18 protein-coding genes are annotated in these 19,603 nt (G+C 50.6%); 11 read left to right on the forward strand and 7 right to left on the reverse strand.

The window, feature by feature from the left end; genetic code table 11:
- Nucleotides 1-366: 366 nt before the first annotated feature.
- A complete protein-coding gene (locus ACO0LM_RS03045; RefSeq protein ID WP_423034231.1) occupies nucleotides 367-3,426 on the forward strand; it encodes a response regulator in 3,060 nt (1,019 codons plus the stop codon).
- A 3-nt stretch (nucleotides 3,427-3,429) separates the two neighbouring features.
- The gene (locus ACO0LM_RS03050; protein WP_423034233.1) at nucleotides 3,430-6,075 is read left to right on the forward strand and encodes an EAL domain-containing protein; all 2,646 of its coding nucleotides are present in this window, start codon (nucleotides 3,430-3,432) and stop codon (nucleotides 6,073-6,075) included.
- A 17-nt stretch (nucleotides 6,076-6,092) separates the two neighbouring features.
- Here the strand turns inward: ACO0LM_RS03050 and ACO0LM_RS03055 are convergent, their stop codons facing one another.
- The gene (locus tag ACO0LM_RS03055) at nucleotides 6,093-6,698 is read right to left on the reverse strand and encodes a YfiR family protein (RefSeq protein WP_423034235.1); all 606 of its coding nucleotides are present in this window, start codon (nucleotides 6,696-6,698) and stop codon (nucleotides 6,093-6,095) included.
- Entirely contained in the window at nucleotides 6,686-8,644 is a 1,959-nt protein-coding gene (locus tag ACO0LM_RS03060; RefSeq protein WP_423034237.1) for a TonB-dependent receptor plug domain-containing protein, read from the reverse strand. Before ACO0LM_RS03060 ends, ACO0LM_RS03055 begins: the two co-directional genes overlap by 13 nt.
- A gap of 340 nt (nucleotides 8,645-8,984) precedes the next feature.
- Between ACO0LM_RS03060 and ACO0LM_RS03065 the strand changes: the two genes are divergently transcribed.
- Nucleotides 8,985-9,230, forward strand: coding sequence for a hypothetical protein (locus ACO0LM_RS03065; protein ID WP_422982370.1), 246 nt, complete (start codon nucleotides 8,985-8,987; stop codon nucleotides 9,228-9,230).
- Between the two features lie 13 nt (nucleotides 9,231-9,243).
- Here the strand turns inward: ACO0LM_RS03065 and ACO0LM_RS03070 are convergent, their stop codons facing one another.
- Together ACO0LM_RS03070 and ACO0LM_RS03075 are read right to left on the reverse strand one after the other, a co-directional pair.
- On the reverse strand, nucleotides 9,244-9,843 hold the full coding sequence (locus ACO0LM_RS03070; RefSeq protein ID WP_423034239.1) for a phosphatase PAP2 family protein: 600 nt from the start codon (nucleotides 9,841-9,843) through the stop codon (nucleotides 9,244-9,246).
- 64 nt (nucleotides 9,844-9,907) lie between these two features.
- Nucleotides 9,908-10,609, reverse strand: a complete 702-nt coding sequence (locus ACO0LM_RS03075) for a hypothetical protein (RefSeq protein ID WP_423034241.1) — start codon at nucleotides 10,607-10,609, stop codon at nucleotides 9,908-9,910.
- 179 nt (nucleotides 10,610-10,788) lie between these two features.
- Here ACO0LM_RS03075 and ACO0LM_RS03080 point away from each other — a divergent pair, with 179 nt between their 5' ends.
- From ACO0LM_RS03080 to ACO0LM_RS03090, 3 genes are all read left to right on the forward strand, one after another.
- Nucleotides 10,789-11,250: a cupin domain-containing protein gene (locus ACO0LM_RS03080; protein WP_423034243.1), complete on the forward strand. Its 462-nt coding sequence runs from the start codon at nucleotides 10,789-10,791 to the stop codon at nucleotides 11,248-11,250.
- A 118-nt stretch (nucleotides 11,251-11,368) separates the two neighbouring features.
- The gene (locus tag ACO0LM_RS03085; RefSeq protein ID WP_423034245.1) at nucleotides 11,369-12,052 is read left to right on the forward strand and encodes a hypothetical protein; all 684 of its coding nucleotides are present in this window, start codon (nucleotides 11,369-11,371) and stop codon (nucleotides 12,050-12,052) included.
- A 283-nt stretch (nucleotides 12,053-12,335) separates the two neighbouring features.
- A complete protein-coding gene (locus ACO0LM_RS03090) occupies nucleotides 12,336-13,736 on the forward strand; it encodes a hypothetical protein (protein WP_423034247.1) in 1,401 nt (466 codons plus the stop codon).
- A gap of 77 nt (nucleotides 13,737-13,813) precedes the next feature.
- Here ACO0LM_RS03090 and ACO0LM_RS03095 read toward each other — a convergent pair whose 3' ends face one another.
- Genes ACO0LM_RS03095 through ACO0LM_RS03105 form a run of 3 tightly spaced genes read right to left on the reverse strand, consistent with a single transcriptional unit; the run spans nucleotide 13,814 to nucleotide 15,915 of the window.
- Nucleotides 13,814-14,770, reverse strand: coding sequence for a 2-hydroxyacid dehydrogenase (locus tag ACO0LM_RS03095; protein WP_423034249.1), 957 nt, complete (start codon nucleotides 14,768-14,770; stop codon nucleotides 13,814-13,816).
- The gene (locus ACO0LM_RS03100; RefSeq protein ID WP_423034251.1) at nucleotides 14,767-15,180 is read right to left on the reverse strand and encodes a VOC family protein; all 414 of its coding nucleotides are present in this window, start codon (nucleotides 15,178-15,180) and stop codon (nucleotides 14,767-14,769) included. Before ACO0LM_RS03100 ends, ACO0LM_RS03095 begins: the two co-directional genes overlap by 4 nt.
- A gap of 57 nt (nucleotides 15,181-15,237) precedes the next feature.
- Nucleotides 15,238-15,915 carry a ribonuclease HI family protein gene (locus ACO0LM_RS03105; RefSeq protein ID WP_423034253.1) on the reverse strand — a complete coding sequence of 226 codons (678 nt, stop codon included), beginning with the start codon at nucleotides 15,913-15,915 and terminating at the stop codon, nucleotides 15,238-15,240.
- Nucleotides 15,916-16,074: 159 nt separating this feature from the next.
- On the opposite strand from ACO0LM_RS03105, the gene ACO0LM_RS03110 reads away from it, so the two are divergent.
- The 5 genes from ACO0LM_RS03110 (at nucleotide 16,075) to ACO0LM_RS03130 (ending at nucleotide 19,565) form a co-directional block, all read left to right on the forward strand.
- A complete protein-coding gene (locus ACO0LM_RS03110) occupies nucleotides 16,075-16,302 on the forward strand; it encodes a DUF1272 domain-containing protein (RefSeq protein WP_423034255.1) in 228 nt (75 codons plus the stop codon).
- A 135-nt stretch (nucleotides 16,303-16,437) separates the two neighbouring features.
- Entirely contained in the window at nucleotides 16,438-17,334 is an 897-nt protein-coding gene (locus ACO0LM_RS03115) for an EamA family transporter (protein WP_423034643.1), read from the forward strand.
- 24 nt (nucleotides 17,335-17,358) lie between these two features.
- Nucleotides 17,359-18,318: a GlxA family transcriptional regulator gene (locus tag ACO0LM_RS03120; protein ID WP_423034257.1), complete on the forward strand. Its 960-nt coding sequence runs from the start codon at nucleotides 17,359-17,361 to the stop codon at nucleotides 18,316-18,318.
- A 369-nt stretch (nucleotides 18,319-18,687) separates the two neighbouring features.
- Nucleotides 18,688-19,035 carry a glutaredoxin family protein gene (locus ACO0LM_RS03125; protein ID WP_423034259.1) on the forward strand — a complete coding sequence of 116 codons (348 nt, stop codon included), beginning with the start codon at nucleotides 18,688-18,690 and terminating at the stop codon, nucleotides 19,033-19,035.
- A gap of 26 nt (nucleotides 19,036-19,061) precedes the next feature.
- Nucleotides 19,062-19,565: a DUF6265 family protein gene (locus ACO0LM_RS03130; RefSeq protein WP_423034261.1), complete on the forward strand. Its 504-nt coding sequence runs from the start codon at nucleotides 19,062-19,064 to the stop codon at nucleotides 19,563-19,565.
- Nucleotides 19,566-19,603 lie beyond the last annotated feature (38 nt).

Raw genomic sequence — 19,603 nt, forward strand, 5'->3', positions numbered from 1 at the left:
CTATAACTATCACACCTAATCAACAGAACTGACTAAAATACACTAGTAAGCTTTGGGTAACGAATAATACTTAAGCGTGGGTGAGATGAAACAAATGCTTTGTTACATCGATATGCGTCCTTGCGCTAAACAGAGCGGCAAGCTGCTATTTCTCGGGCTCAGACAATACCAGGTTCACTGTTTAGCCATTGCCTGTACCGTCACAGTCAAGCGGCTTATCAACGCATCATGCAAACAGGCATTGATAGCACCGGCCTTATCCACTTCCAGCTATTCTCTATTTAAGCAGCCTCCTGGCTTACGCGGATATGTTGACTCATATCCAGATTTGTCCCACTTGCCTATCGCCTGGAAAGTCGGGTGCTCATGATGATGCAGTCACTACGCTTGCGTACCGTCCGCCATAAATTGCTACTGATGGTGTTGATTGCCAACCTCGCCACCTTGATATCAGCAGGTGGTGCCTTGCTCTATCACGAACTAACGGAAAATCGTGCCAAGGCATTAGCCGAGTTATCAGTACTGACAAATATTCTGGCACAAGGAAGTGCAACTGCACTGGAATTTGACGACACCAAGGTGGCCAACGAAAACCTGGCGCAATTACGGGCCAATTCAAATATCGTCGCGGCAGCAATATATACCTCTCAAGGAAAATTATTTGCGCATTACCTGCGTGAAAAAGCAAGCAAAGATGAGTTACCTGCCAGCCCCGGGGTTGAGGCTTCGCATTTCGAAGGTGGCAAACTTACCGTTTCCAAACACATCATTTCTGATAGCGAAGTCCTTGGCACCATCTATTTGAAACAGCAGTATGACCTGGGCAAATGGCTGCTTGATTATCTCGTCATCCTGGGTTTGGTTTTATTTGCCAGCCTTGCTTTAGGCGTCCTTATTTCTTCACAACTGCAGCGCTGGATATCTGTTCCCATTCATGCAATCAGCACGGTCGCACGACAAGTCATGGAGCAGCACAATTATCATTTGCGGGCCAGTAAAAGCACTGAAGATGAGATTGGTCAATTAGCCCAGTCCTTTAACGACATGTTACAAACTCTCGAACGTGAAATCAGTGAAAAAAGCCAGGTAGAACAAACCGTACGCACATTGAACGCTGATCTGGAGCGCAGAGTCACTGACCGCACCAATGAACTACAGATTGCCAACCAGACTCTGATCACGCGTACCGAAGAAGCTGAAAGCGCCAACCGTGCAAAAGCTGATTTTCTCGCCAATATGAGCCATGAAATCCGTACCCCCATGAACGCCATACTGGGATTCGCTTACCTGCTTGAAAAGAATCAACTGGATGACGATGCAAGAGACTTGATCAAGAAGATTCGTAATGCCGGCCATTCATTGCAAAGCATCATCAATGACATCCTGGATTTTTCAAAGATCGAAGCCGGGCAACTTGAGGTGGAACATGCACCTTTCCGTATCGTCGATTTACTGGACAATTTGGCCGGCATCATGGCCGCCACTGTAGGTGACAAGGACGTTGAGCTGACGATTTCCCCTCCTCCTGCATTCAGTGGCCAATTGCTTGGCGACGCACTGCGTGTAGAACAGGTGTTAATCAACCTTACCGGAAATGCGATCAAATTTACGGAACATGGATCGGTCACCCTGGACATCCGCCAACTGGCCAGAGACAACGACACGATTACATTGCGTTTTTCCGTAACTGACACTGGCATTGGCGTTCCGCTGGAAAAACAATCGCAAATCTTTGCTGCATTTTCCCAGGCAGACATTTCCACCACCAGACGATTTGGCGGCACTGGCCTGGGCTTGACTATCTGCCGGCATCTGGTGCATAAAATGGGGGGAGAAATCGGCGTCATCAGCGAACCCGGCAAAGGTAGTGAATTCTGGTTCACAGTACCTTTTGACTGGACAGCTGCCAGTGCCTACGCACCATCCGAGATGACAGCCCTGGATATATTGATAGCCGATGACAGCGAAAATGCGCGTGAAAACCTGGCACTCACCGCCCGCTCTGTAGGCTGGAATCCCACCAAAGTGGATTCCGGTGAAGCGGCAATTCAAAAAGTTCAGGCCAGGCTTGACAGTAACAGCGCCTATGATGTCTTGTTGTTTGACTGGAAAATGCCAGGAATAGATGGCCTGCAAGCTGCCAGCCAAATCCGTCATGCGCTGAAAAATGATACATCTCCCATCGTGCTAATGGTCACCGCTTTTTCGCGTGACGAACTGCTGAAACAGGCCGACATCGGCCTGATCGACGGCATACTCAGCAAACCGGTTACCTGCTCAACGCTGTATAACTGCGTCGCTGAAGTACTTAGCCGTCGCGGGACCAGCCAGTTGCAAAGAAGGCGGCAAGCCAGAATTTCAAAAGAGAAGCGCCTGCCTGGCGTGCGCGTGCTGGTGGTTGATGATAGCGAAATCAATCGTGAAGTGGCCCAGAGAATTCTTGCTGGCGACGGTGCTACGGTCTATCTGGCAAATGATGGATACGCAGCCGTAGAATGGTTACGTAGTCACCCCAACGCGGTGGACATTGTCTTGATGGATGTGCAGATGCCGATCATGGATGGCTATGAAGCCACGCGACAGTTACGTGGCTTGCCCAACGCAGATAAATTACCCGTCGTCGCGCTCACTGCCGGTGCATTCAAGATGCAGCAAGAAGCTGCACACGAGGCAGGGATGGATGCATTTGTTGCCAAGCCCTTCAATGTCGAAGAATTGATAACAGTCATACAGAAATTAACCCACTACCAGTCACCCCAATCACCTCAGTCATCAATACCTGAAGACGAAAATCCCAGTGAACCGTATGCAGTCACGACAGGAAAATATACAGACAGCCTACCGGGTATCGCGGTAAAAAAAGCCATGGCCACATGGAATGATTTCAAGGTTTACCGGAAATTTTTGCTGAAATTTAAAATTGATTATGCTGGCTGTACCAGTCAGTTCAAGGACTGCTATGCAACAAACGATGTTCAGGGTATCAAAACTTTGGCACATAAATTGAAAGGATGTGCAGGCAATTTGGGGCTGGTTGACATTGCACACGTTGCGACCGAAATCGAAACCACAGGGACATCGGAAGAAGGTCAATTCATCATAGACAAACTGCAGATGGCTATGGATAAGACTTTTACTTCGATCACGCTACTGTGTGCAGATGAAGAAAAAACTGCAGAAGGACGGACAACAGAACCTGACTTTATTGATAAGAAAAAAATTGGCCCGCTATTGCGTGCATTGTTGCATGCCCTGGATGCGGACCATCCTGATCGTACCACGCAGTTATTCGAGGCACTCAAGCCTTTGCTGCCAAGTGACAGGCTTGACAGCCTGCTCGCACGTGTCGACGATTTTGATTTTCGTGGCGCAGAAATCTTGACCCAGAATTTGGCCAAAGATCTCGACATAGAACTGAAGGAATAATTCATGCCCAATTCCCCTATCCTCATCGTCGACGATGAACCTGGCAATCTGGCCACGCTAAAACAGATTTTGGGAAACGACTATGCACTGGTATTTGCACGTAACGGCCAGGAATGCCTGAATGCCACAAAAAAACATAAACCAGCGTTGATCTTGCTCGATATTCAGATGCCAGATATGGATGGATATACCGTTTGCAAAATATTAAAAGCCGATACGGCAACTGAAAGCATACCCGTCATTTTTGTTTCCTCATTAAGTGAAATCGGGGATGAGACGGCAGGTTTTGACTGCGGTGGCGTTGACTATATTATCAAGCCGGTTTCATCGGCACTGGTGCGCGCGCGCGTACGCACCCATGTATCGCTGGTAAGGGCAACCTTACTTGAACGCTATGTCAAACAACTTGAGATCGAACAGGCGAAAACCGCCCGCCTGAGCCGCATACATGCTGTATTAAGCGGCACCAATTCTGCCATCGTCCGTATCAGGGAACCACAAGCACTGCTAGAGGAAGCCTGCCATATCGCCGTCGAACAAGGTGGTTTTGGTATCGCCTGGATAGGCATCGTTAACGACCTGGATAACTCTTTTAAATTGACCGCAAGCCAAGGAGTCAACCTGGAACAGATGAGTGCCTCTTTATTTCCAGAAACAGGCGGTATTGCCACCGAACCGGATATACCTGAGCAAGTACTCAAGACCGGCCAGGCAACCTACTGCAACGACGTACGCATCAAAGCCCATGTTGACCGCAGTTGTCGTGATGCTCTTGACAGGGGCTACCTGTCCATCGTCGGCCTGCCTTTGATAGCAAATGACAAGCTGGTCGGCGTCATGGTCTTGTATGCCAGGGAAAGCAATTATTTCGATGATGAGGAAATGAAGTTGCTTAGCGAACTGGCGGGGGATATGTCATTTGCACTGCTGGCGATCAATAATGAAAAGCGCGCCAACTTCCTTTCCTATTTCGACGCGCTCACTGCACTGCCCAACACCAGCCTGTTTCTTGACCGCACCGACCAACTGATACAGGCCGCTTACAGAGAAAATTACGGTGTATTTGTCATTGCAATTAATCTGGATCGTTTCAAACATCTCAACGATACTCTGGGAAGACATATTGGCGATCACATATTGAAGCTTGTCGCAAAACGTCTGGTTGATGGTCTCCCCGGCCATTACAGCGTCGCCCGAATCGGCGCGGACAATTTTGCCATACTGGGTGAACTCGCAAGCAATGCCGATGTCAGCGCCACGTGCGAACAAGTCATCAGCCTATTGCAAGAACCGATGCTGATCGATGCTGCCCGCACTCAGGTGCTGGCAAGAATGGGGGTTGCCATTTATCCAAACGATGCCAACAGTGCCGAATCCCTGTTCAAAAATGCAGAAGCCGCATTAAAACAATGCAAGTTGCAAAAAAAACGTTTTCAATTCTTTTCCTGGGAAATCAACGCCAGAATTTCCGACATGATAGAAATGGAAAACATGCTGAAAACTGGATTGGATCAAAACCAGTTTGTATTGCATTTCCAGCCCAAGATAGACTTGCGAACCGGCCAAATCATAGGCTGCGAAGCGCTTATACGCTGGCAACATCCTGAACGAGGACTGTTGCCACCCGCTGCCTTCATTGCGCTGGCAGAAGAAACCGGTCTTATCGTCCCTATCGGTACCTGGGTAATACATGCTGTTTGCGCCCAACAATCTGCCTGGCTGCGGGATGGATTGCATATAGTACCGGTCGCCGTCAACCTCTCTGCTTTACAATTCAAGGAAGGCAATGTACTCGAAATTGTGGGAGAGGCTCTTTCAAAAAACAATTTGGGGCCTGAATCGATAGAACTGGAATTGACCGAATCCACTGTCATGCAAAAGCCGGAAGATGCCGAAGTCATCATGCATGCTTTCCGCGCACACGGTTTATCGCTATCACTGGATGATTTTGGTACAGGCTACTCATCCCTCGCCTACCTGAAGCGCTTTCCCTTCAATACCGTAAAAATTGACAAGGCTTTTGTCACCGATATCACACAAAATCCTGAAGATGCGGCGATCGCCACCGCCATTATAGGGATGGCACATAGCTTACACATGAGTGTCATTGCCGAAGGCGTGGAGACTGAGGCGCAGTTAAAATTCCTGCGGGCGCGCAATTGCGACCAGATACAAGGTTACTTCTTCAGCCCCCCTGTACCGGCAATCGATTTCGCCACCATGCTGTTCGACGATAAGCAGCTAGCTCCTGAAGTCGATATTGAACAGCAAACCTTGCTGCTTGTTGACAGTGAGGAAGCCATACTCGCAGCCTTACGGCGTTCCCTGCGTGGTCAGGGATATCGCATACTGACGGCGCCTGACAGCCAGAAAGCCCTGGAATTGCTGGCAATCAATCCAGTGCAGGTCATTTTATGTGAGCAACGACTGTCTAAAATGACCGGCTCTGATTTTCTGACGGTAGCAGCCAAGCTATACCCTGATACGATGCGCATAGTGCTCAGTGGCTATACAGAGCTACAGTCGGTTCTTGACGTCATCAATCGGGGTGAGATTTATCGTTTCCTGACCAAGCCCTGGGACGACGAACTGCTCAGACAAAATATCAGTGAAGCATTCCGGCGCTATCGGCCATCGGTAAATCAATAAAACTTCAAATCACCCTGCTACTGCCCGGCAGCGACCTTATACGCGACCGAGATCAGGCGGGAACTGATCAGCACTAAATCCTGCGTTGCCGTCTTGGGAGCGACTTCAAATCTGACTTTGCCATCCACGATGACAAAATTGATCATGCTGCCGATTGACAGTGCACCTTCCGTTTCTGTGACGATCAGGATCGCCCGTCCTTTTGCTGCAGTCACAATATCTGTCATTTTGCTACTGGAACGTGCCACAAAGAGCACATGTACTCCGTTCAAGCCATTAACCCCCTCGTCCCCCTTGAGTCTTTTCACCAGAAAACTACGGCCATTGATATTTCGCTCCTGAGCCATATGTAGCAGCTCATTCGCCACACCATCCGAACCGAGCACCGCAATATTCAAAACACTGTCGGATGCGGGAAATGATTTTTCGGGCCATTCCACATAACTGCAGAATTTAAACAGATAAGCGGCCTTGACACGTTGCTCCAGATTTTCATTCTGCTCACTACCTTGCGCATGCAAGGCAGGCAGCAATATCAGCAGCAATGAAAGTAACAGGCAGGAAAATAGTTTCCCATTCAATTCCGGAACGGGAAATAAATTTTCCGGTTTTAAAGCTTCCATATCACCCTGACCATCAGACTGCGTTCGAATTCGGCGCGATTCGGACTGGCACCATATTCAACATGCGATTTCTGCAAAAGATTTTGCCCTATCAGCGACAGTTCAATATCCGGCCTGATTTTCCAGCCAAACCGCATATCCAAAGAGGTATATGCCGGCACCGCAGGTTTCGGCAGGCTTGCTACACGCCGCAGATGCATGTCAAATTCTTTATCTTTCGCCAAATCAAAACTGCTTCGTATCATCCAGTAGTTGTCAGCATCATTCACCATGGTCAAACCATTGCTGCTGGAAGTATCCTTGCTGCCAGGTAGCAATTGCGTAGTGATATTTTGCCAGACTCCTCCCGCAGTCAGGCGCCAAGCGGTATTGGCCTGCCAGGTTGCCCACATTTCAATCCCCTTGGTCTTGCCTTTAGCCTGATTGCGAAAAACCGCATCTAGGCCGGCAATACCAGGTTCCAGGGTTCGCAATTTGTCATATTCAGTATAGAAAATGGTCGCGGAATAAGAAATGTTTTTATTTAACTGACCGCGATACCCCAATTCTGTCGTTTTGGCGATTTCAGATTCGAAGTCCTGGCCACCAGCATAGAAATACGTGAGCTTCCCGCCGAACAGGAAGGGCTTGGTCGGAGCAAACAAATCTTTGTCTATGCGTGACGGTGTTCGCACAGAGCGCGACAAGGCAGCCCACAGCAAATGTTTATCCGCAGGTTCCCAGGCAAGGCGCAAATTGGGCAAATTTTCCAGGCCTGTATAACTGTTTTTTTCAAATTTCAATCCCAGGGTCAGACGTAAATTTTCCATCAGGCGGATCTCATCCTGGATAAAAATATTCGCCCAATGCATGTTCAGGCTTCCAGGTAAAAATCCGAAATTATTCCCGTTTTGTACTTTATCTATTGCGTAGCGATAGCCCAAACCCCACACCAGATTGTGAATATTGGCCACGGTCTGGGCATGTTGAAACTCCAGGTCCAGCGTATCGAGATGGTCGTTATAGGCGTTTGGCTGATTGCGCTCAGTATGATCCCAATACATTTGAAGGCTACTGTCAGCATTGTCAGCCCCCTTCCAGCTCGTGCGACTCAGTAAATTGGCCCCTGCAAGCTCAATATTCGTGGTGAGACCCTGACGCAGGCTGGCATGATAGGCATTGCCGATAAATGCCTGGCCCAGCCCCGCCTGTTCCCAATCGGTACGGAATCCGAATTGATCACGACGCCAGCCTTCCAGCAGCAAATTTCCGTTTTCGTTGCGACTATCGTCATTGTCCGCGTGTTTGGCATACACCCTGTAGCTGGTGTCATTAGCAAAACTGCCACCATACCTGACTGCCATGTTGCGTTCGTGCGGACTCATGCCCGCGCTGACCAGACTGCCCAAAGTATCTTTGGCAGAACGGGTAATGATATTAATCACCCCATTGACAGCATTTGCCCCCCAAAGTGTGGCGCCGGCACCGCTGATGACCTCTATACGATCAATATCTTCCAGCACCACGTCCTGCGCATCCCAGAACACGCCTGAAAACAGAGGGGAATAAACGGTACGCCCATCGATCAGGACCAACAGCTTATTTTCAAAGGGACTATTGAAACCACGTGCGGTCACCGCATAATTCCTGGCATCCACCCGCGCCATTTGCAGATTGGGGGCCAAACGCAGTGCTTCAGGCAGGCTTGCAGCGCCAGAGCGACGAATGTCTTCATTCGTGATAACAAAGATCGAGGCGGGTGCCTGGGCAATATTTTCAGCTTTTTTGGAAACTGACGTAATACGGATATTCGCCAGCTCATCAAAGGAAAGATCAAGGAAGTTATCTGACGGGCCCAGGGTCGCATAACAGGGCGTCGTCATTGCCGTGACCAGTAGCGCACTCAAAGCCTTGCCCCTGACAGGGGAAGCTGAATGCCATTTGCGAAGTACGCAGGATGATTTCATTTCGCCCCTTTTGAGATCGCCGGGTTTCAGAGATTTCAGAGGCTAAGCCTCTATCCATTTAATTGCACAATGCATACGCAATTAAAGATAGGCTTTTTTTAAAAAAATTGCTACGAAAATAAGATGCATTTGTAAAAATACAGCTATTTTCCAGCAAGTAAAAATATCTGTGCCAGCTCAGCGGAGCTATTGCAATCCGTAGCTCTCATTCCTTAATTTCATCAACTATTTTTCACTATTCTCATTAACAATAAGTTAATCTGCATAATCATCGCAATAGCTACGTCAAGGCCGTGTAGTTGATTACCCACTCGTCTTTACTCTATATCAAGCGCATATCATGCTGGATTTCGTCTTTGAAATTCTTTTTCAAATCATCGCCTATGGTACGGGCCGGCTTCTCATTCCCGTTCTGACTTTAGGCAGCATGCGCGGCGAGGGCTTCAAGGGTGAAGCGCCAACTGGCAAATCCAGTGTATGGCGTGATGAAAAAGGCATAGTCCTGAGTACAAACCTCACCAGCCTGATTGGCGTCCTGTTCTGGATAGGTGGAGCTATTGCTGCAGTCATTTATTTCAATCGCTGATGCAAAATAGACGCTACGCCCTGATCCAGCCTTTGGCTATAGGCCATGCCAGGAGCGTGCGATAAATTTTTACGATCGCCTGCATAAACACACTACCCCATCTGGCCCACAAGGGTAACAGCAATCCATAAGCAAACAACGCCACCATGAGCGCGCCCAGCATATCCAGGGGGAAATGCACACCCAGAAATATTCTTGCCCAGGCCACCGCAATACCCATGATTGCCATCAACGTACCCCAGGCCAGTTCACCTGTCAGCAACAGAGTACAAGCCATGCTGGCAAAGACAATGCCATGATCGCTGGGGAAAGAAGCATCAGCTGCATGAGGTATCCAAGTGTGTCCCAGACCTATCATGAAGGGACGCGGATGCGGCCAGAACAAGGCCAGCAATTGACCAATACCGAGGGCAATGAAACAGACCAGGCAAGCCCTGACTGCCAGTGGACGGCGTTCTGGCTGCCATAACCAGGCGACAAACAGAGCCAGGGGAATCAGATAAATCAGGGCATCAGCGATTACCGTCGCGGTGCCAATCATGCCAGCGTCAGTTTGTGCACCAGCATTCAATTGCAAAAACAGATTGCGGTTCAAACCTTCCAATGCATTCATCAGTTTCTTCCTGTGCAGGGTTTATGTGTACCACGTGTCTACGTGCGTATTGTCGATGCAAAATCTAATTCTTCCACACACTTTCCAGCATCGCATAGCCACGTGCATCATATTGTTTTAGTTCTGCATTTTGATAGGGATAAAAATCATTTTCACCAAAGTAGGCTTCGCTGAGTTCAGCAAAATATTCGTGATGGTTGCTGATGGCATAAGCCTCTTGTAGTTCTGGCCTGTGATCACGCGTAACCTGGCGGTATAGTCCCGCAGCTTTTGCACTTTCATAGGCGCGCATGATAGGCGCATCCAGTTCCGGATGCTGAAAATGATAGGCATGCGCCATTTCATGCAGCAGCGCATAAGGCTGACTGCGCACCATGGTCATGAATTCTTTCCAGTTACAGATTTCTATATTGCCGGCAAATTCGACCGGGTACGCATGTTCCTGCAGCCATTGTGCCGAAGGATGATGTTGCGCACCAAAGGCGCGGTAAGTGCCACTGGAAACGTAAATGCTGACGCCACGCAAACTGCTCTGTGCGTGGGCAGGCAGCTTCTTGAGTTTGTTTAACTGATCCGTTAAAACAGCAATGAAGGCAGACCTGGATGCGGCATCTGCCGCTTGCAAGCCCTGGTCAAGCATCAGGGTCCAGCCATCGACTTGCATTTTCTGGTAAGTGTTGGCGGCGTAGAGTGGCGACTGGGCCAGCAACAGCAAGGCAGGATAAAGCAGCAGCGCACGGCGGCTATTGATAAAGGCAGATGACATGGGATCAGTGAGCTAATTTCTATCCACCGGATTAAAGCATAGCCATCTGTCATGGCGCAATACCCTGCATGAGATTCAACGATGCCACGACCAGCATTGAAATACCTTGCCGGGCATCGTTTTGTATTGCACACTTTACATCCGACCCGTTACAACAAAACTGTAGAACTGGAGACATCATGCGCATCAATAAAACTTTTGCCTTTGCAATGACTTTTTGTGCCGGTCTGCTTGCATCGCCCCTGATACAGCATAGTGTCAGCGACGCCCGCGCCGATGCACCCGCCCTGTCTGCCGCCGTGATTGATTTGCTGGCGATCAAACATGATGACCTGCCCAAGACCGCCAATGCCGAACTCAATGCCCGCCCCCTGGTCATTACCGATCATGCCACCGTGGGCATACAATCTGGCAATATCGCCAAACACATGCATCCACAGACGGATGAAATCCAGTACATCATAGAAGGCAGCGGCAGCATGTGGCTAGGCAACGAACGCAAAGACTTCAAACCAGGCAGCCTGATCATCATCCCGAAAGGCACAGCCCATGCTGGCAGCATCGTCAGCAATGGCCCAGTCAAGGCCATCGCCATCAAGATCCCACCGCAGGGCAAGACGGATACAGTGTTTGTGGATTGATCTGCAAAACAGGCGCGCTCTGATCTTACTGCTATCACAAAAATCGTCGTTCCTGCGCAGGCAGGAGCCCAGCAGCGTTGTTTGATGAATGAAGATTAATCAGAAAGACTCTAAACTCATGAAGCCTACCAAATCTATCCAACTCGTCGCCCTGCTCCTGACAATAGTTCTAAACAACAGCAGCCAGGCACAACAAACTCCGCCCTTTGGCAAAAAAATACCAGCCACAGCACAAGCACTACCTGATTTTGTACCACGTGGCTGGACAGTCGAAAGCCAGGTCAGCGGTGACCTCAACGGTGACGGCCTGACCGATATTGCCGCGGTGGTCGTGGAAAACAAAGCTACAGCCGATGCCAGTGGAACCATCAATGACAGGCAGCGCGGCCTGATCGTGTTACTGGCAAGCGCGAGCAAGGCTTACAGTTTATTGGGCAGCAACGACAAGCTCTTGCAATGCCTGGGTTGCGGTGGCGTCAAGGACGGCGTCAACGTCACCATCAAGAACGGCGTGCTAGTCGTCAGCCAGTACAGCGGTTCACGTGAATATTCAATTTATACCTGGCGCTTCCGTCTGAATGCAGGCAGCCAGCGTCTGCAAATGATAGGCATCGATGAAGAAGATACCGATGGCATGGTAGGCAAGGGTTCCACCGTCAGCACCAATCTGCTGACCGGCCAAAAAATCAGCGAAACCTATCAATACGACCAAAACCGCGACCGCAAAGTCATACTCAGCTCCAAGAAAGGCAAAGTCACCACGAGCACCACTCTGCTGGAAGACGCGGTTGGGAATCAATAAGCCTGCGGATGATGTTTGTATTGAAGGGTTAGAGATAAGCACCTCCACAGACATCTCTATCTATCTCTCTATCAATCGCTTCTTATACGGCAATAGGATTGTAAATACTGCAAGGCAACATTCATCATCTCTTTAATCTTTGCCACTATTTTTGCGCTAAGATAAAGCCCGTTCGGGATAGTTGACACCACTCTGCCTCTGGGCCCCGCACCTGTCCTCCAACAATTCAAGTTTGTTTATTTCCGTGCTGTTATGTTGTTAATTAATACAAGGAATTTCTCTCATGAAAACTTTTGTTGCCCGCAGACGCATTACACCTTTGATGCAAGGCGCGCTGATTACTTGTGGCTTGTTGGCGGAGCCGTTGTTGACGACGGCGCAGACCAAGCCGGCGGCTAGTGCGCAGGGTAAGGCTGCGGCACCCGCCAAGGGTGGCGCGCAGGTGGTCAAGGCACCGGTTGCGCTAGCGTTTATTGATGTGGCGACCAGTGCCAGCGATATGCCCGCGATGATGAGTGGTGCCGCACAAGGTGCGCAGTCTGGTGGCTTCTTTGGTGCACTGGGCGGCATGGCACGTGGTGCAACAGGTGGCAATGACAGGGGCAATGCGTTTGGCAATACGCATTCCATGGGTTTTAGCAGCGGCAAGTATGTGGATGTGTCGGTGTATACCAGCAAAAATCCTTCACTTGGTGAGGCTACACAGACAATACCTGCAGGAATGAATCTGGGCGAGAGTTTGAAGTTGATCGCGCCGGTACCGGACAAGCCAGTGGCTTACACACCGAGTGAAGAAACGCCTTCCGAACCCAACTATGAAAAGCCCAAGGGCAAGATTTCGATTTACTGGGGCTGCGGTGAAACCGTGCGCCCTGGCCAGCCAAGAACCCTGGATGTCGCCAAATCTTCACCAGAAGATTATGCCAAGTTTTTTGTCATGCGCGGCAAGGTGACCAAGGGCGCACGTTCGCAACCGGGCAACCCATCCTGGCCCAACAAGGTCGATGACCGCAAGGTACCAGATACGGCATCGCTGGTTGGGCAACATCAGTTTGTCGGTAATGGCATACCAGACAGCTTCAAGGTTAATCTGGGTTCAGCGCAAGACTTGATGGCACCGATAGAACTGCTACAAACCAAGAAGGATGGTGGCGTTAACCTGGAATGGAAATCGATTGCGAATGCGCGTGGTTATTTCATCAGCGTCATGGGTGGACAACAGTCTGGCAACAGCGACAGCGCAGAAGTCATCGTCTGGACATCCAGCGAATTGCCTGATTTCGGTTTTGGCCTGGTGGATTACCAGGCGAATGCTGACATCGACAAGTGGATCAATGAAAAAGTGATTTTGCCTTCCACCACGACAAAATGTGATGTACCCAAAGGTATCTTCGGGGAACAGGGTGCAGGCATGCTGCGTATGATTGCCTATGGTTCAGATGCATTTTTTGCTTACCCGCCCCGCCCTGCTGACCCTAAAGTTGCATGGGAACCAGACTGGCAAACCAAGGTACGTGTGAAATCCACTTTCAGTTCGATTTTGGGTGGCATGGGTGATATGGGTGGCAGACGCTCCCAACAATCGTCACAATCTTCACAATCACCGCAACAGCAAAAACCAGAGCAAAAGGAAGAACCTAAAATCAAGCCGACAGATGTCTTGAAAGGCTTGCTGGGCTTTTAGAAAGTTCTGATCAGAATCAAAATCAGAATAACCATGGGCGGGCACATGATGCGCCCGCCTTTTTTATGTCTGCGATGTCAATACCCTCTTTGCACATCAATCGTCACGGGCAAGACACCGCTTTGCCGGTAACGCAGGATATTGCCAGCCACGATCTGTGATGCCGTCTGCCTGTCGGTAGGTGCAGAACAATGCGGCAGCAATGTGATGCCAGGGTGCTGCCATTGCCATTGCGACACCGGCAAGGGTTCCACTTCAAATACATCCAGCACAGCGTGGGCCAGATGGCCGCTATCCAGTGCTGCATGCAAATCAGTATCATTGACGATGGCACCACGTGCAAAATTGATCAGCGATGCACCTTGGGGCAAGGCAGTCAGCGCGACAGCGTTCAACAAGCCTCTGGTATCCGGAGTCAGCGGCAACAGGCATACCAGTATGTCGGTCTGCGCCAGCATAGCTGGCAATTCATCAGCACCGGCAAAGCAGTTGACACCATCTATCGCTTTGCGATGACGGCTCCAGCCAGCTACCTGAAAACCTGCACGCAACAGGCTGACGGCAGCAGCTTCACCCAAGGCCCCCAGGCCCAGCAAGCCTATGCGTCTTTGCTGCGGGCGTACATACTCAAGCGCTTGCCAGATTTGCTTGGCTTGCTGCTTTGCATAGGCAGGCATATCGCGGTGCAGGTACAGCGTCCAGGCCAGCACCGCTTCTGCCATGGTATTGGCGAGTTGCGGGTCTACCAGGCGCACGATTTTTAAATGGGTATCACCCAGATCTGCCACCAGGCGTTCAACCCCGGCCCAGACGCTATGTATCCATTGCAGTTGCGGCAGTTGATGCAGATCAGCCGGATTGGGGTTGGCGACAATGGCGACCTGGCAGGTCGCCTTGTCTTCATCATTCATGGCATCAAAGGCGATGATGCGCTCTGCTGGCATGGCGGCCTGCAAGGCGTCGACCCAGGCCCCGGTCTGCGCATAATTGGCAGCGGCAATGAATGGAATGGGAGTATTGCTGGTTGGCTTCATTTATCGTACACACTGTCCAAGTCACGAAAACCCTTGATTTCTATGGGGTTGCCAGATGGGTCTACAAAAAACATGATGGCCTGTTCGCCAGGCTCCCCCGCAAAACGCAGGCTGGGTGGCAGTACAAAATCCACTTTCAGTGCGATCAAACGGTCTGCCAGGGCTTGCCAGTCCGGCATCGCCATGATCAGGCCAAGATGGGGCATGGGCACCAGGTCTTTACCGACCTTGCCGGTATGGGTGGTGGCAAACGGCTGGCCCAGATGCAGGGAAATCTGGTGTCCAAAAAAATCAAAATCCACCCAGGTTTCGGTGCTACGGCCTTCCCTGCACCCCAGCACGCCAGTATAGAATTGCCTTGCCTGCTCCAGGTCGTGCACATGGTAAGCCATGTGAAAAAAGGTTTTCATCGTCATCCTTTGTGTTGCAGCCCTGTATATTCACGATATTCACGAATGAAATAAGTGCTAGTTCGTCGTGTGCTGCGCCAGTGCATCGGCGCGGCTATTTTTATGACGTGGTATCCATTTTATCTGGATAATCTCAAACAATTGGCACAATGCCTCTAGCTGCCGGCGGTATTCGATCATGCGCGGCAAACTGCTCTTGGTACGCTGATTGATTTCATCAATCACGACCTGGCTATCACCATGTACCAGCAGTTGGCTTAGCCCGTGCTTGTGCGCCTGCTTCAGCGTCAGTATCAGGCCACTGAATTCGGCATCGCAGCTGTCGCCATATTCGAGGTGGCCGACATATTCAAACACTTGCCCATCTGGTGCCTGCAACACACAGGCAAAACGGCATTTGCCCGGATTGGGTACCGCCGAGCCGTCAAACCAGGCTTGCCAGACCTGTTCACTGACGCCAGTGCCTGTCTTGATACGTCCGTTCTTTCTGTCGATAGCTTTTGCCATGCGCCTGGCTACTTGCAAGGTCTGCTGGTTTGCCTGCTGTTGCAGGCGCAGCTCTGCCAGTTGCACTATATAGCCAACGCCAGCTTTAGTCGCCGCCAGCAGCAATAAGCCTTCCAGTGCCTGTGAAGCGGGTATATCTTGTTGCCTGGCCTGCTGCAGACCCAGTTTGCGCTCGGCACGGGTGGCAATAGCAACCAACTGCGCATAGGTGAAGGCGGTATCAGTCATGCAAAATTCTGCGAAATAAAAACAGTATGCCATTGATGAACCGGACTGTCCCGGGCCAACTTGCAATGTCCCGATCTGTCCGCCTTTGGTCGCTTAGGCGACTGGAAAATGTGGAGCAAACTGTTATCCTGAATCATTCCACCTTACAGGAGATATGCCATGCTAGAGCTCAGACCCAATTGTGAACGTTGCGACTGCGATTTACCACCAGCATCACCTGATGCACGCATTTGCACATTTGAGTGTACATTCTGTGCTGATTGTATAGACCATCATTTGCTGGGTGTCTGCCCCAATTGCGGCGGCAATTTTGTTCCCCGGCCTATACGGCCAGCCAACAAGCTGGAGAAAAATCCGCCGTCTACCGTGCGCATAAGGGCAAAATAAAGACCGGTACCTTGATGCCAATTTAAAGCACGGTATTAATGCACGATACTAAGGCACGATACTAAGGCACGATACTAAGGCACGATCTTAAAGCAACATTGAACATTTTATCCCGACACCATGAACAAATCCGTCCTGAGCCCGCGCCACATCCTGATTGCCGCCACCGTCATTCTGCTATGGGGTATGAATTTTGTGGTGATCAAGATCGGGCTTAAGGGGATACCGCCATTTCTGCTGGGGGCTTTGCGTTTTGCGCTGGTTGCCTTTCCGGCGATATTGTTTTTGCCACGACCCAAGGTACCATTCAAATTACTGTTTGCTTATGCCATGTTTATCAGCCTGGGGCAATTTGCCTTTTTGTTTTCTGCCATGGCTGTTGGCATGCCGGCGGGTCTGGCCTCGCTGGTCCTGCAGGCTCAGGCCTTTTTTACAGTAGGTTTGTCTGCCATGGTATTTGGTGACAAGCTGCGTGCCAGTAATCTGACAGGCATGCTGGTAGCCAGCATGGGCCTGGTATTGCTGGGTAGTGCCAGCCTTGGCACTACGACCAGCCAGGTCAGCGTTGCCGGCTTTGTGCTGACCTTGTGTGCGGCGCTGTCCTGGGCCAGTGGCAACGTCATCAATAAAAAAATCGGCGTGACCAATGTGCTGAGCCTGGTGTCCTGGAGCGCGCTGGTCCCCATTCTGCCCTTCCTGTTACTGTCTTACCTGTTTGAAGGTGGCGATATCATGTTGCACAGCCTTAGTAATATGAGCTGGGCATCCGGACTTACGATTGTCTATCTGGCTGTGGCAGCGACACTGATAGGCTATACCCTGTGGGGGAAATTGCTGTCCAGCCTGCCGACACATCTGGTGGCACCGCTGACGCTGATGGTGCCGGTAGTTGGCTTGACTGCTGCCTGGCTCTTGCTGGATGAGGCATTAAGCCAGAAACAGATCGCTGGTGCAGCCATTGTCATGGCCGGCTTGCTGATCAATGTGTTCGGCCAAAAACTGACTGATCGCCTGCGTCTGGCATTTTCCTGACCTTCCCTGTATTGTTATTGAACGATGATGCGTCGCCAGCCTGTTTATTTTTTACTATTGCCTGATATGCTCTTGCTGGACCTGGCGGGGCCGGCAGATGCTTTTCTGTTTGCTAATCGTTACCAGCAGAATATTCAATTTGAACTGATATTTATCAGCCCTGCTGACAGCATCAACTGTTCAATCGGCCTGCAATTAAGCTCCCTGCTGCCGTTGCCTGATGTGCTGGAAGAGGATGCCATCCTGGTCTTGCCCGGCATCAGTGGCGACAAGGTGCAACACACCAGGGGTGAGGCAAAGGCCGCGATACTATGGTTGCGTCAACATGTAGATGCCCGCCACAAACTGATATGCATCTGTTCAGGTGCCCTGCTGGCGGCCTACGCTGGCCTGCTAAACGGGCGCAAAGTCACCACGCATCACAGCCACTACCAGGATCTGGCAAGCATCGACAGCTCTATCCGGGTTGAGGAAAACCGTATTTTTGTCGAAGATGGCCCTGTCAGCACCAGTGCTGGTGTCACGGCTGGCATCGACCTGGCCTTGCATACCGTCAGTGAACTGGCAGGTCCGCTGGCAGCCAGTGCCGTGGCACGCAACCTGGTGGTGTATATGCGCCGTTCCGGCAATGACCCTCAGTTGTCGCCCTGGCTGAAATACCGTAACCACCTGCACCCTGCCATCCACAAGGTGCAAGATGCCATCACCAAAGACCCATCCCATGCATGGACCTTGCAAGAACTGGCCAGCGTCGCCTGTACCAGCACACGTCATGTCACACGCCTGTTCAAGCTGCACACAGATATCTCGGTGCAAACCTACCTGACTTCATTGCGCCTGTCGCTGGCAGGCAAGTTTCTGAGTGATACCGACTGGTCTATAGAAAGAATTGCAGAGGCATCTGGGTTTGGCTCTGCACGACAATTCAGGCGAGTCTGGCATCAGCACTTTGCGTCGCCGCCCTCGGCATTCCAGCAAAGATGAATATTTGTTACTAATCTATCCCTCTTCAGTTCGACTTCGGGCCGGCGTCAGGTCGACTTAGGGCCAATTTGATTTACTAAGCACTTGTTCAACGGACAGTATCGACCCCACTGCAAATGCGCTAATATAGGTAATATTCACAAGCAACATTCAACTTATCTTGCCTTTATGCGTACCTGCCCCAAATGTAACTATATTCGCAAAGAAACCGACGACTGCCCTGAATGGCAATGTCCATCCTGCCAGGTTGCCTATAACAAAGCGGCAGATTTGCAGGGGCTAGATAGCTATCATGCTGCGGCAGGTAACAACACGCGCCGTACTGCTAATACATCTGCCAACTCTTCCTCGAGTGCGTGGAAATGGCTATTGCTTGCCCTTATCCTGGCCGGTGTCAGCCTGCAAAGCTATTCAAGCTGGAAGAAAACCCGGGCCCATAGGGCCGAGATGAGCCGGCAGGCAGCAACATCACAACCGGTGATTGTCCTGTACGGCACCACCTGGTGCGGCTATTGTTCCGCCGCCCGCGAATTTTTCAATGCTAATGGCATTGCCTACAAAGACCTGGATGTAGAAAAATCCAATGAAGGTTATCAAGCCTATAAAACCCTGGGTGTGCAAGGTATCCCGGCTATCGTCATAGGCAGTGAATTGATAGAAGGTTTTGATGAAAAGAGAGTACGCAAGCAACTGGAACCCTGGTTGCGTAAAAGCTGAAACATAAATTCCCTGACGGAGGCTGTATGAAAGCAATGCCTGCAATGCCCTCACTACGTGGATTGATTCCAGCCCTGGCTGTGGCGCTGGGTCTGCTGCACACACAAGCCAGTCAGGCCGGCAACAGCATACAAGACCTGCAATGGCTCAGCGGATGCTGGCAAGCCAGTGGCGTGGTAGAAACAGGGTCGGAAGAACACTGGCTGGCACCAGCAGGCGGCAGCATGCTGGGCATGGGCAGGACAGTACGCAAAGGCAAGATGGTCGCCTGGGAATTCATGCGCATACAAGAAAACGCAGACAGCCTGGTCTTTACCGCCATGCCATCCGGCAAACCGGAAGCGAGTTTTCAACTGCAGACACTGGAAAAGCAAAAAGTCGTTTTTGAAAATCCGCGTCCTGAATTCCCGCAACGGGTTATTTACCAGCTCAATGCCGATGGCAGCTTGTTGGGCCGTATCGAGGGCATGATCAACGACCAGTTGAAAGGCATTGATTTTCCCATGAAAAAAATAGCCTGCACAAAATAGATAGCGTGGGAGATAATTCACCGGTCTTTCGGAAGACA

The organism is Undibacterium sp. Di26W, assembly GCF_049340265.1.
Taxonomy (GTDB): domain Bacteria; phylum Pseudomonadota; class Gammaproteobacteria; order Burkholderiales; family Burkholderiaceae_D; genus Undibacterium.